A 12,083-nucleotide genomic window follows, 5' to 3' on the forward strand; every position below is an offset into this window, starting at 1 on the left:
GCAGCAGCTTGCCGCGCTCGGCCTCGGCGACGACCTGGCGGGCGGGGGGCGACGCCCTGTGAGGCGCGGTGAGATCTGGACTCTCCCCGACGGCCGGATCTTGGCGGCCCTCAGTGCTGGTCGTCACCTCGCGGTCTGGTCGCCGTTGGCGCATCCGTCGTTTAAGTGGCGCCCGTCTTGTCGTTGATCTGGAAGGTGATGACGTCGACTTCGTCGGTTCCCGCCAGATCTGGGTAGTGGCCCGTGAGGCCTTCCCGGAGTTCGGCTGCGGTCGTTAGCCCCTCGGCTTGGGCGTCCTGGTTGGTGAGGTCGCTGACCAGGCAGTGCCTGATGCCGGTCACCTCTGCCGACAGGACGACTTCGGGGTCGCTCTCAAACACCAGCCGTGCCGGCCCGAGCTGGGCCGGGTCACGGAAGCGGGTGGTCTTGGTCTTGGCGCCGGAGCGGACGACTTCGAGGTAGCGGGGGTTGAACCGAATGATCGGGGGACCGGCCGTCTCGGGGTCTTGGTAGAGCGATGGATCGAGACCGTTCATGCCCGCCTCCGGGGTCCATCGCTGGGCCAGCGGCATCAGGTCGGCGGCGAGAACGGACCTGAGCCCCGCGGGCGTGGGCACGATGACGCGCATGGTGGGGTAGTAGTCCACGAAGACCTGCCGATCGCGCCCGCACGGGCCGATGACCCCGCGCCCGTGGTTTCCCACGGCGACGATGCAGCGCATCTGGCGGGCGCCCTGGGCTCGGGCGGCTCCCAGAGCCACGAGTTCGGCGCAGGGGCCGCCGGTGAAGTGGTAGAGGTTCACGCCAGCGAACATCCGGTAGTCGGCGGCCATGACCGCGGCGCCCATCGTGTGGATCCCGTCTTCGTCGGGCCCGGCGTCGGTATGCGCGTCTATGGTGCGGCGTGCCAGCTCCACGAGCTCACGCTCGTCATCGTCGAGAGCTCGTGCAGATGACGGGACGTACACCTTTGTAACCTTCCCTTCCGTCAGCAGTCGCCCAAGAGCATTCCACGCCATGCAGGTGGGCTCCACAGGGTTTCGGCCTACCTTGGCTGGACCCCTATCCCGTGGGCGGGGATGGAGCGCTCTGGCTGACGCTGGTGGTGGTCACGGACGACGATCCCGGGCCGCGACTCTGCCGTGGATGTGGTGGCCCAGTGAGGCCGACGGTGAAGGCGGCGGCGGTTTTCTGATCGTCGGCTTGTCGTGCGCGGCACTGGCGGCGGATGCGGAGAGCGCGGGCGCGGACCGAGGCGGTCCAGGCCGACCGGACGGCGAACTGCCCGGAGTGCGGCGCGAGTTGGACGGTCGGGGCGGAACATCCGGCCTCAGCACGGTATTGCTCTCCCTGCTGCCGCAAAAGGGCATGGCATCGGCAGCGCACTGGGCCAGTTGCGGCATGCGGACGACTCTCATGCCGCTGTGGATCAGGCCATCGGGATCCTCGTCGCGCTGCACCGCATCTCGCCCACGGTCGGGTTCGAGGTGCTGCGTGAGGTGTCCCAGCACACCGACACCAAGCTGCACACGGTGGCTGAGACAGTGATCACCTGGGCGTTGGGACAGCCCCTGCTGGAGCCGGTGGAGCTGGAGTTGGACGCGGTCGTGCGGCGGCGCCTCACGCCCGGACGCGGAAGCCGGATAGAAAGCCGTGGCCGGGCCGGGCCGGTGTTGGTCAGGGGGCCAGGGCCTGTTCGACGGTGGGATGGCAGCCGATGAGCTGGTCCAGGCCGACGAGCTCAAGGACCCGCAGCACCGATGCCTGGGCGCCGGCGATACGAAGCCATCCCTGGGCGTCGCTCATGGCCTGGTGGGCGGCGATGAGGGCGTTGATGCCGCTGGAGTCCATGAAGATCACGCCGCTGAGGTCCACCACGGTCCGCGGCCGCGTCCCGCTGCCGTGGGACAGCAGGGCCTCGATGAGCTCCTCGGTGACGGTGTGGTCGATCTCGCCGTGCAGAGTGACCACCTGAACGTCGTCGACGGCGGTGTGGCCGACCGACAGGCCGCCGGGCCGGGCTGCTCCATGGGTGTCTGTCACGGTTTCCTCGACTGCGCTCGCTGATGGGGGCTCGGGTCCCGACACGATGTGCGTTGGCAGCCTGCCCCGATACTACGGTGAACACCCGTTCGACCCTCTGCGTAACCGAGCCCACGGGCATGCGGGGGACGGTCCGGGGTACGTGCAGGCGGGTGAACAGGGGGAAAACGGGTGGATCCGACGGAATCAGCCCCCGAGGGCGAGGACAGCGTCATGCCCTGTGACGCCCCTTCGATACAGGACACCATCGCCTTGGACGGCGACGGATCCTGCATAGCCCAGGCACGCCACCGCGCGGTGGACTTCCTCACCCGTGTGCAGGCCGAGCACGGCCTGCCGGTGTCCGCACGCGCCATGGACCTGGCCCAGCTGGTGGTCAGCGAGCTCGTCACCAACGCTCGCAAGTACGCGCCCGGACCGGTGCTGATGGAGCTGCGCATTGTCGGGGACCTGGTGGAAGTGGTCGTGTGGGACAGCGATCCGGTCCTGCCGGTGGCGCGGGCCGCTGATGCGGGCCGGGTCGGGCAGCACGGCCTGGAGATCGTCATGGCCGTCGCCCAGGGCTTCGAGGTGCAGAGGGAGTCGGTCGGCAAACGCATCACCGCCCGCATCGCCCTGCCCGACGACCCGGGCGGAGACATCACCGGACGCCGCCCCCAGTAACAGCCGAGCTCCGCCAGCCGCTCACGACGGCGAGGCCGAGCACAACAGCACCTACGTCGACGCGGCCACCAGCCCCGAACGCCCTGCCGCTCTGGCCCCTTCAGCGCCGGGTAAATCCGGTGGCATGGTCTGCCTTCTTGCGGGCGCGCGGCTTTGGTGTCGTGTACGCCTGCTGAGCTCGTCTCGCAGGTGAGTTCTGCGCTGGCCCAGGCCGGCTTCGATGTGCTGGGCGACACGGACACCGGCGCTCCCGGGCTGCGGGTGACCGAGGTGCTCGAGGTGCTTTGGTGACCTGGACGGCCTGGGAGGGGTTCACCTCGCCGGCCCGTGAACCAGCCAGACACGGTAAGAGCAGCGACAGCATGCGAGTGGTCGTGCAGGCCGCAGCAACCGGGCTGCTGGTCCAGCTCGGACACACGGTTAAAGAAGCTTCCGGCCCAGGCGACGTGGTGGTCCTTGCCGACACAGCCGCATCGGACCGACACCTCCCGGCCGCCACATAGCCCGAGAGGGAACGGATCCGAGGGCGATGAGCTTGTGCACCCGTCCCCCGCCCGGCTCGACCTCCTGGTCGGCCGCCGCGTGCCCGCCGTGCCTTCCATGGCGTTTCACCGTTCGCACCATGCCGTACGGGTGGCCGGCGAACGTACCCACCCCCACACGGCGCATCCATGACAGAAGCGAAGATTTGTGTGCACCCCGACCCCGCCCGCGCCGCGATCACCGCCCTGCTCGCCTTCCACGCCCTGCGCGCCAGCGAGATCCGCCCGACTCCGCCGTCGGCCTTGCGGACGGCCGCCTGTCCCTGCCCGGCCGCACCGTCTGTATCGCAGACCCGGTCGGCGTACGCCTGTATGCCTACCCTCGCCCACCGCACCCGGCGCTGGCCGCACACCGCCAACCGGTACTTCTTCGTCACCCATGCGCACCGCGCTGTCCACCGTGCCGGTCAGCCGACCCTGGCGGTATCGGCACTACCCCGCCGCCGACGTACTGCGCGGCGACCGCATCGTCGATGAAGTTCAGGCCGCAGGCGGCGACGCCCGGCGGCTGTGCGACCTGTGCGGCCTCAGCATCCAGGCCGCCACCCGTTACACCGCCGCTGGGGACTTACCTTCCGGGTGACCGTCTGTGGCGCAGGGCCCCGGGCCGGCCGAGGGTGGTGGGCCTGGTGACGGGGAACGGGTGGAAGGCCCCGTTCGTGGGGCAGCCAAGAGAGCAGGTCTCGCCGCCGAGGGATCGACGGCCGGGGTGATCGTCCACGGGCGACTCGCGGTGTGCTTACGGCGCCGGAGGAGGGGAAGTGATGATCTCCATGACGAGCGTGATGCAGAACTACGGCCTCCTGTGGACCGACCCGGACGGCACTCCGCAGGCGTCGGCCGGCAGGTACGACAAACGGTCTGCGAAGCATCGCCGCACCGAACTCAAAGCCGTGGGCTGCACCCGGGTCGAGATCGTGCCGGTCAGGCCGGGCGACGTTCCCGAGCCGGTTTCCTGAGCGAAGCGGACGAGGCAGAGCACTCCAAGCGTGAGGGAGTCTGTCCAAGCAGGCGTATGCCGTCCAGCGGCACCCGAGGGCCGCGCAGTGCATCGGCCAGCCACCGCGGGTTGTCCTGACCTGGGGTCTCCCACGAGCCAGGTGCCGTGGGTGTCGCCGAATGGGCCCGCGTTGCCGAGCCGAGACGTCCGTCCTGCAGGGCATCCGGGCTCGTGCCCCTGCCCCGATGCCCGCTCCTACATTCGCAGCGGGGCGGGCAGTCCCGTCGGTCGGCGCGGATCCGTCCGGACCGCATCGATCTTGGAGGTTCGACCTCAGGCGCTGCTGGCACTGGCGGAGCTGTTGCCTGCGACGATGCGCTGGTGAGTCTTCACCGTCCAGAACTTCACCATGGCCGACGGAGACATCATCCTGCTCCACACGGACGGGGGTCGTGGAAGCGCGCAACATCAAGGGCGACTTCTCTCCGCTGGCCGAACGACTCACTGCCTGGTCAGGGCAGGGACCGGATGACCTTCTCCGCTACCTGTGCAGCGATCTCCTGACCCACACGGGCCAAAACCTCGGCGGCGACGCCGCCCTCGTCGCCATCGAGCGCACCGGCCCCTCGCACGCCGCCCCGCACACCCCCTTACGGCGGGCGCCAATTGTGCAGGTTCAATCATGAGCTCGCGGAGCCCTCGGCAGAGGTACCGTTGCGCGCCTCCTGCTTGGCGCGGGTCCATGGCATCCCAGTCGGGTTCCGGGCCGGGATCCTTCGTGGGGATCTTGGTGACCGTCAGGCCCGCAGCACATCCGCGGGTGTGCTGTCCGGTATCGCATGTCAGGAACCGGACCGGACGGCCGGCGAGAGTCTGGATGGTCACTGTCCGGTCGATGATCTCGTCGTCGGCGAGGGGTAGCCGCACGTGGCCGGGCGGATCCAGGAGGATCTGCATGGAGATCCTCCCGCGTCCGTTGCCTGGAGCGAGGTCGGAATCCTCGGGGCGCCAGACGTCGAACGTGCCGTCTCGAAGGACCTCATCGAGCAAACCGAGCGTGTGAGGGGCACGCCACCGAGCCTTCTGCTTGGCTTCCTTCAGGGCTTCCAGCTCGTCGACGACGACGATGGGGAACAGCCGGCGAATGGGCTGGGAGCTCGGCAACCCCCGCCGCTGTGCGAGCGCGCCGGGCCGACGCGGTACCTTCGAGGACAGGAAGGGCGGTCGGCTCCGGGCCGTGTGATGCGAGAGGGGATCGTGGAGACGACCGCGCAGGCAGGACCTCGGTTGTCCGCCTGGCGGAGGCGGGGCGGCGGGGCGAGGCCCTGACCGCTGTCGAGGAGGCGGTGGAAATCCGGCGTCGGCTGGCGGAGGGCAACCTGGCCGCCTACGAACCCGACCTGCCACCTCGCTCGCTGTCTTCACGACGCTTCTGGCCTGAGTGTCTGGGCCGGTGGCCAGGTGCTTCTCCCTGTATCTGGGGCTGGACGGTCAGGTGACGTAACTTCGGGGTTCCTGAATCGTTCTCAACCTGTCCGACTGATCTACGGTCTGGGCGAAGGTGAGGGGGCTCGGGATCTGCGCGAGCTTCGGGAGCCGGCCTCGGGCGATGAGCGCGCCCTGCCCCCGTCCTGGAGAACAGCGCCCTCAGAACCTGCCCGGCACCGTCGACGAGGACCCCAATTGGTGCCTCCCCAACGCCGACCCCGCCGGCCAGCCGCTGACCCTGGAACAACTCGCGGCCTCCCCGGGCCCCCAAGCCGTGGCCGACCTCTACACCTACCTGGCCGCTGTCGCCTGCGATTCTCGTCCTCGAGAAGGTACGGCTCGCTGTGGCCTTACGAACTCCTCTGCAGGGTCCTACCTTTGCGTCATGGCAACTCAGCATCCCGGCCCGCTGGCGGAAGTTGTGTCACCCGTGACAGCCGGATGGCGGCTGCTGTTCGTGCCCAGCCGGCCCCGCGAGCTGGCCGTCGCGCTCGGCGCGAGCATCACGGTCCCGTCGATGGTCGCAGCCCCACTTCTGCTGGCGGCTCTGGTGGCCGCCGTGATCTCGGGGAGCTCACTCGTCTGGGGCAGTTTCTGGGTCCTACTGGCGCTCACGGTCGGCGCAGTGATCCTGCTCACCGTGGCCATGATGTACGTCACGGTCTCCATGACGGTGCGGTGGGTCGAGCTCCGCCCCCTGGGAACTCCGGCCCAGGTCGTGATCGCCGGCTTTCTGCGTTCGTCGACCATGGCGACGGCTGATCTGCAGCGAGTCGTCGTCATCGAGCGTCTCAGTCTGGGGCAGCGACAGTCGATCAAGGTGGTGTTGCATACCCGCAGTGAGACGGTGGAGTGCGAACCGGCGAAGTCCGCACCGCTGTCTCGGGTCGACGCACAGGCGCTGACCGGCTGGTTGACCGAGCAACTCGGCCGGGTCCAGGTGACGGTGGAGCGTCACACGGAGGTCAAGCGAGACTTCCTGCGTCCAGACGAGTGGTGGACCCGATCCCACACCGCCGAGCTGTGGCGGGTACCCGTCGGCGAGGTCGACGGCATAGCCGCCCAGCGCGGCGTCGAAGGCTATCGGTGCACGCCCCGGGCATACGCGATGTACAGCCCTGGCACTTCGGTCACCGTCTACGACCCAGGCCGGGCCTACGAGGTCGCCGAAGAACTCCGCGCGGAACGAGCCGCCGGCCAGGCCGCCGACAGCACGGCAGCCCCCGGCCCGACCGAGGGCGACGCAACGGATTCCCGCTGACTCGGTTGGGCCGGTCAGGGCCTGGCTCGGAGACTGCACTCTATGAGCGAGCGGATGGCATCGCCTGTGGTGGCGAAAACCGTCGGAGCCCGCCCTAAATCCCCTGCGTTCCGACGGTGACGTGACCGTATGCTCGGCCGCTCGGGGGCTGGGAGGTCCGGCCCGGTAGCCAAGGGCATCCTCCTGCATCGGGGGCTTGGCGGTCAGGTGAGGTCTTCGGGATTCCTAGTCCCGATGCCAGTTGGCCGGTGGGATTCAATCGCTGCTGCCTCGCGCCTGGCAGTCCAGGAATTCAATGAGCCGTGTCTGCGAACGTGCAAGGTTTTCCCGTTGCTCGAGGGGAAGCGGAGCGAGGACGTCGATCAGGATCCGCTTGCGCGGGATGTGCACCATGTTTCCGGAGTAGATCCGGCAATGGGAACACCAGGCGAGTCCGATGCACCGCTCGAACATGGAGGACTCGGGCGGATGGAATCGGTACGCGTAGGAATGGACGGGCGTTTTGCAGGCGGCACAGATCCGTTGGTCTCCGTCGGAGACGGTGTCCCAGGTCACGACTTTGCGCCAGTGCTGACGCCTGGCGGGGGGTCTTCAAGTGGTCATGCCAGGCATTGTCTTCCACGGCGTGTCGCTCAGCACAGCCGTTATGGCGAAGCTGGGCCGCAACAGACCGGAAGCCGGAGCCACTTCAAGCCGGACCAATGCCGCGCCAGCCCCGAGTGGGGCCAGTGCAGGCCGGTACCGCTGCTGGGGGAGAGGTGCGTAGGCCTGCAGGTCGGTCGGAGAGCACCGACGGCTCGCGGCGCGGCTTCAGGGGTCGTCTCGTCGCGATGGACGCGAACGACAGCGTGCAACCGGATCCGCTACCGCGCGGCGTTGTTGGCGTCAGTCGGCCCAGCACCCTGCGCGTGTCTCACCCGTCCGGGAGATGCTGGAGGTGGCAGGTTGCTGTCAGGCGCACGGTCGCGACATCAGTGGGGCTTTCTTCGCGTGGGCGGTGGCGGGGGAGGGGGAGGCTTTCCAGTTGATGGGCGCCCCCAGGCGTCACGTGGAGGGCGGGGTTCCCGCGTGGCCGGCCGCTGACCGGATCGGCATGCGTCTCACGGCCCGCCCGGTCTGGGTGGGTGGTGGGTTGGTCGACGTTGTGGTGGTTGTGGCGGGGTGTGGGTGGCGGGGGGTTTTGCTGTGCTTGCCGCCGCATCTGTCGTCTGGTTGTCTGGTCTTTTCGTTCCACGGTTTGGGGGTGGCAAGGACCCCGCTGCCCGGCAGCTGAGGCGGGACACAGGCCGCCGCGCCGCCCGAGCCCACCGGCGCTGCGTGGCGTTCGCGGGCGGCGTCTCCTCGGTCCTGCTCCAGCAGTGCCTGTGGCGCCTACAGACGGCGTTCGGCCACTTCTTCGCAAGCGGGCCGCGTACCCCACGCTCAAGTCGAAGATGAGGTCCCGCACGAGTGCCGAACACCGCCTGCGGTTTTCTGTTTCCGCGACGGGAGGCTGACTCTGGCCAAGATGTCGCAGCCGCTGGACATCGTCTGGCCGAGGCCGCTGCCCGAGGGGGCGAAGCCGTCCTCCAGGCTGTGCTTCGCCTGCGGCGCCCTCCACGGCATTCGCCGGTCTGTGCCTGGCCGCTCTCCTCGCCATGGCCCTTGGGGGAGGCTGCCCGGTCGCCTTGATGTCTGCGTCGCGCAGTTCTGAGGGCTTCGGGCTGGGGTGGGGGGCTGCTGGTCTTGAGGGTGGCGGCTAGGCGATGTGTGAACGGCTCTGTGCGCGGGGTGGGGTGCGGTCGGTCTGGCGGGTGGGCCGCCTGGCGGTGCCTGGTTACCCGGCGGGTGCCTGTCGGCTGTGCTGCCTGACGGACTTTTCGATGGTGTGCGCGCAGGTGGTGAACATGTCGACCTGGTCAGGGGTCAGGTCGCGCACGGAGATCTGCTCCAGCGTGCGCCACATGTCAGCGATGGGCTCCTGCAGGGCGCGGCCGGCATCGGTGAGGCTGACCACCATGACCCGACGGTCGTGGGGGGCGGGCTGCCGGGTGAGCAGTCCGGCCTCCTGCATGCGGCGCAGTGACTTGGAGACGGTGGAGTGGTCGAGGCCGACGCGCTCCAGCAGTTCTCCCTGTGTCTGGCCGTCGCGGTCGAAGAGCTGCATCAGCAGCAGTTCCTGTCCGGGGTGCAGGTTCAGGGCGCGCAGCATGGCGGCGGCGTGGCTGCGGTGGGCGCGGGCGAGCTGGAAGATGGCATAGCTCAGTCGTCCCTCGCGTGCCGCGTCCGGCAGTTCCGGTGTGGTGGTGTCGGACATTTTTTCTTGCTCCCTGACCTGAAGAGGATGAGCGGTTAGCTGACGGTGAGGACGATCTTGCCGCGGTTGTGGCCGGCGTCGCTGGCCTGCTGCGCCGTGGCGGCTTGTGCCAGCGGGTAGGTGGCGCTGATCGTGGTCACCAGTGTGCCGTCGGCGGCCTGCTGGGCCAGTTCGGCCAGCCGTGCGGCGGAGCGGCGCTGGGGGCCCGTTGCGAAGACGACGCCGAGTTCGCGGGCGCGGAAGTCGGCGGTGGTGACGATCCTGTCGGTGCTGCCGCGCAGGATGATGGAGTCTTCCAGTGCGCCCTTGCCCGCGGCGTCGAAGACAGCGTCCACTCCGTCGGCGGCGAGGTCGCGGACCCGCTGGACCAGGTTGTCCCCGTAGACCAGTGCGGTCGCGCCGAGCGAGGTGAGGTATTCCTGGTTGGCGGCTGCGGCCGTGCCGATGACGCGGGCGCCGCGTGCGACGGCGAGTTGGACGGCGACGGTGCCGAGCGCGCCGGACGCTCCGTGGATCAGCAGCGTCTCACCCGAGGTGACGCCGAGCAGGTCGAGCACGCGTTCGGCGCCGTCGCTCGCCACAGGCAGAGCGGCGGCGTGTGTCCAGTCCAGGCCGGCCGGCTTGGGCGCGAGGACGGCCGCGGGTGCCAGGGCGTACTGGGCGTAGGAGCCGGTGTCGGACCAGCCCAGGACCTCGTCTCCCGCCTTGAGGTGGTCGACGCCCTCGCCGACGGCGTCGACCACACCGGCGATCTCCCCGCCGGGGACGGCGGGCAGCGCGGTGGGGAAGACGGCCTCCATGGCGCCAGAGCGGATCTTGCCGTCCACCGGGTTGACGCCGGCGGCCTGTACCCGCACACGGACCTGGCCGGGGCCGGGCTGAGGGATGTCGATGTCCGCCTCGTGCAGGACCTCGGTGCCGCCGAACGCGTCGAAAACGATGGCCTTCATCACGGTGGTCTCCTCAGGTGGGGTGCTGCGCCGACCACTATCTGTGGCTAGCCACATAAAAGTAGCACCAATTGCGTGGCTAGCCAAGTATTGCGTGGGGGAGACCCCGCAGGCACATACCCGCCCTAAGATGCCGGCGGCGTCGGCGAGTTGGACCAGGTGTGTTCCCGCTGTCACGCGGCCCGTCGCCCGACATCGAGCCCGTGTACCGTGGGCCCGGCACGATCGGCGCCGATGCAACTCGTACAGCTGCGCGCCACCGGCTCCCAAGGGGAGTGGGCGCAGCGGATCCGCGCCACGGCTGTGCGCCCGGAACGCTGCAAGCGTCGCGGGGACGCGGAGCCGGGGCGGCCACGGCGTCCCCGTCGCGCCCGGCGGCTCGGCGGCTCGGCGCACGGGCACCCGCACCGTCCAGCCTCGCTCCTCACGCCGCTTCCGCCGGGTTCAGCGGACCGTCTCGGCTCCTGATCTGCCTGTCGCGTGGTGTGCAGGCGATGGTCGGCGAGGAGTTTCGGTCGTGTCGGGACCAGAGGCGAGGGTGGGATGATCTTTTCCTCTCCGGTATGCCTGGCGGCGCCCCATCTACCGGATTGCTGGTGGCTGACGAGGAGGACGAAGGATCGATGACGCTGAGCGTGGGTCAACGGGTGCGGCTGGCGGCGGACCTGCGGTTGGCCGGGGCGGTGACCGCAGCCGAGGAGTCCTCGCAGGAGATGGGTGCTTTCGCCGCGTCTGTGGCCCTGGCGGCAGGTATCGAGGGCACTGTCGAGCGTGTGGAGGAGCATCACCGGCAGCAGAGCCACGAGGTCGGTGAGTACCTGCGCCTCAAGTCGCTCCTGGACGACTTCGGACACCAGATGCCGCCGGAGAGCAGAAAACAGTTGGAGGAGCAGGTGGGGGCCTTGGAAGAGCACTGGGCCGCCTATCAGCGACACAGGCTCCGCGTCACGGTCCGCGTCCGGCTCGACAACGGATTCGTCCTCGACGACGCCCCCGAGGAGGCGTTCGCCTCTGCCTGACCAAAGATTGTCCCGTGACGAGGCCCAGGGTCTCAGGCATATTGGCGCTCGTTGTCGCTGAGGCTCGGACCTAGGACGGGAGCCTGAGTGCCTGAGTTGCGGTGTGAAGCGGTTCGTTGGGTGGATGACGAGCCGTTTCCCGGTATCGTCGAGGTTCGGTTCGTTGACTCTGCGGGCCAACGTCGGTCTTTGATCGACAAGAGCTCGATCTTCGCCCAGGTCGCTGAGTTGGCTCCCGACTCGGTCTACCCGGTGAAGGTCACGGTGGCGTGCGAGGTGCAAGGCGACGTCGAGGCGACGGCCGGCGACGGAGTCGTGGCTATCTCCACTTCCGGACGGGGTCGCGACGCCGGATGGACGGGACACCTTCGCTGTGAACCAGAGCCAGCTCATCCCGTGAGAGCGAGATGGTGAAGTCGGGCCATGCCGAGCATGGCCTGGTGAACGCCGGTGCCCTTGAGCCGGCAGTCGCGCAGGATCTTCCAATTCTTCAGCCGGGACAGGGCGTGTTCGACCCGGGCGCGTGTCCGGCGGTGGACGGAGTTCTCCGCCTCCTGCTGCGGACGAGCGCTGCCGCCCGCCGCCAGCAGCGTTTCATGGCGGTGGGGGACACCTCGCCAGCTCCCGACGGCGTGGCCGACCCTGCGCCTGAGACGCTTCCACAACCGCGCGGCGCGGGTGCGCCCCCACCCGCGCGCCGCCGCGCATACGGATAGCCGGCCAGCCGGCGGAAGCCCAGGCCGCATGCACCGGCGCCACCCCCTCCGCTACGACGCGACCGTCGGCGGCCGGGCGAGCCTTGACGCAGAGTCAAGCCGCGCCCCCGCCGTCTAAGCTCTGGACCATGCATGTATTGATCTTGGAGGACGGACCCGGGCCGA

General features: G+C 69.1%; 11 protein-coding genes and 2 pseudogenes. 8 read left to right on the forward strand and 5 right to left on the reverse strand.

The features are described from left to right. Positions 1-161: 161 nt before the first annotated feature. Positions 162-917, reverse strand: a complete 756-nt coding sequence (locus tag ACZ7DE_RS38190; protein WP_470768994.1) for an ASCH domain-containing protein — start codon at positions 915-917, stop codon at positions 162-164. A 507-nt stretch (positions 918-1,424) separates the two neighbouring features. Between ACZ7DE_RS38190 and ACZ7DE_RS38195 the strand changes: the two genes are divergently transcribed. Continuing rightward, on the forward strand, positions 1,425-1,721 hold the full coding sequence (locus tag ACZ7DE_RS38195; protein ID WP_470768995.1) for an ANTAR domain-containing protein: 297 nt from the start codon (positions 1,425-1,427) through the stop codon (positions 1,719-1,721). Here the strand turns inward: ACZ7DE_RS38195 and ACZ7DE_RS38200 are convergent. Beyond that, positions 1,678-2,043, reverse strand: coding sequence for an STAS domain-containing protein (locus ACZ7DE_RS38200; RefSeq protein ID WP_470768996.1), 366 nt, complete (start codon positions 2,041-2,043; stop codon positions 1,678-1,680). The genes ACZ7DE_RS38195 and ACZ7DE_RS38200 overlap by 44 nt on opposite strands. A gap of 213 nt (positions 2,044-2,256) precedes the next feature. Here ACZ7DE_RS38200 and ACZ7DE_RS38205 point away from each other — a divergent pair, with 213 nt between their 5' ends. The 6 genes and pseudogenes from ACZ7DE_RS38205 to ACZ7DE_RS38230 form a co-directional block, all read left to right on the forward strand. Further along, positions 2,257-2,706, forward strand: a complete 450-nt coding sequence (locus ACZ7DE_RS38205) for an ATP-binding protein (protein WP_470768997.1) — start codon at positions 2,257-2,259, stop codon at positions 2,704-2,706. Between the two features lie 921 nt (positions 2,707-3,627). Beyond that, entirely contained in the window at positions 3,628-3,831 is a 204-nt protein-coding gene (locus tag ACZ7DE_RS38210) for a hypothetical protein (RefSeq protein ID WP_470768998.1), read from the forward strand. 181 nt (positions 3,832-4,012) lie between these two features. Next, a complete protein-coding gene (locus tag ACZ7DE_RS38215) occupies positions 4,013-4,207 on the forward strand; it encodes a hypothetical protein (RefSeq protein ID WP_470768999.1) in 195 nt (64 codons plus the stop codon). Positions 4,208-4,640: 433 nt separating this feature from the next. Then, complete coding sequence (locus ACZ7DE_RS38220) at positions 4,641-4,874, forward strand: hypothetical protein (protein WP_470769000.1); 234 nt, start codon at positions 4,641-4,643, stop codon at positions 4,872-4,874. A 1,187-nt stretch (positions 4,875-6,061) separates the two neighbouring features. After that, entirely contained in the window at positions 6,062-6,937 is an 876-nt protein-coding gene (locus ACZ7DE_RS38225; RefSeq protein ID WP_470769001.1) for a hypothetical protein, read from the forward strand. A 1,317-nt stretch (positions 6,938-8,254) separates the two neighbouring features. Further along, positions 8,255-8,507: pseudogene (locus ACZ7DE_RS38230) on the forward strand (RNA-guided endonuclease TnpB family protein); the annotation flags it as partial. A 246-nt stretch (positions 8,508-8,753) separates the two neighbouring features. Here ACZ7DE_RS38230 and ACZ7DE_RS38235 read toward each other — a convergent pair. Beyond that, positions 8,754-9,233 (reverse strand): MarR family winged helix-turn-helix transcriptional regulator, encoded by a 480-nt coding sequence (locus ACZ7DE_RS38235; protein ID WP_470769002.1) that lies wholly within the window; start codon positions 9,231-9,233, stop codon positions 8,754-8,756. A 35-nt stretch (positions 9,234-9,268) separates the two neighbouring features. Beyond that, a complete protein-coding gene (locus tag ACZ7DE_RS38240) occupies positions 9,269-10,183 on the reverse strand; it encodes an NADP-dependent oxidoreductase (protein WP_470769003.1) in 915 nt (304 codons plus the stop codon). 596 nt (positions 10,184-10,779) lie between these two features. On the opposite strand from ACZ7DE_RS38240, the gene ACZ7DE_RS38245 reads away from it, so the two are divergent. Continuing rightward, positions 10,780-11,202, forward strand: coding sequence for a hypothetical protein (locus tag ACZ7DE_RS38245; RefSeq protein WP_470769004.1), 423 nt, complete (start codon positions 10,780-10,782; stop codon positions 11,200-11,202). Positions 11,203-11,591: 389 nt separating this feature from the next. On the opposite strand, the pseudogene ACZ7DE_RS38250 reads toward ACZ7DE_RS38245, so the two are convergent. Next, positions 11,592-11,939, reverse strand: a pseudogene (locus tag ACZ7DE_RS38250) (IS5/IS1182 family transposase); the annotation flags it as partial. Positions 11,940-12,083 lie beyond the last annotated feature (144 nt).

This window comes from Streptomyces sp. NPDC037083 (assembly GCF_055606485.1).

Bases quoted from the DNA above. Each gene is read 5' to 3' on its own strand.
- ACZ7DE_RS38205 (WP_470768997.1), top strand. From the start codon at position 2,257: ATGCCCTGTGACGCCCCTTCGATACAGGACACCATCGCCTTGGACGGC.
- ACZ7DE_RS38240 (WP_470769003.1), bottom strand. From the start codon at position 10,183: ATGAAGGCCATCGTTTTCGACGCGTTCGGCGGCACCGAGGTCCTGCAC.
- ACZ7DE_RS38210 (WP_470768998.1), top strand. From the start codon at position 3,628: ATGCGCACCGCGCTGTCCACCGTGCCGGTCAGCCGACCCTGGCGGTAT.
- ACZ7DE_RS38215 (WP_470768999.1), top strand. From the start codon at position 4,013: ATGATCTCCATGACGAGCGTGATGCAGAACTACGGCCTCCTGTGGACC.
- ACZ7DE_RS38225 (WP_470769001.1), top strand. From the start codon at position 6,062: ATGGCAACTCAGCATCCCGGCCCGCTGGCGGAAGTTGTGTCACCCGTG.
- ACZ7DE_RS38235 (WP_470769002.1), bottom strand. From the start codon at position 9,233: ATGTCCGACACCACCACACCGGAACTGCCGGACGCGGCACGCGAGGGA.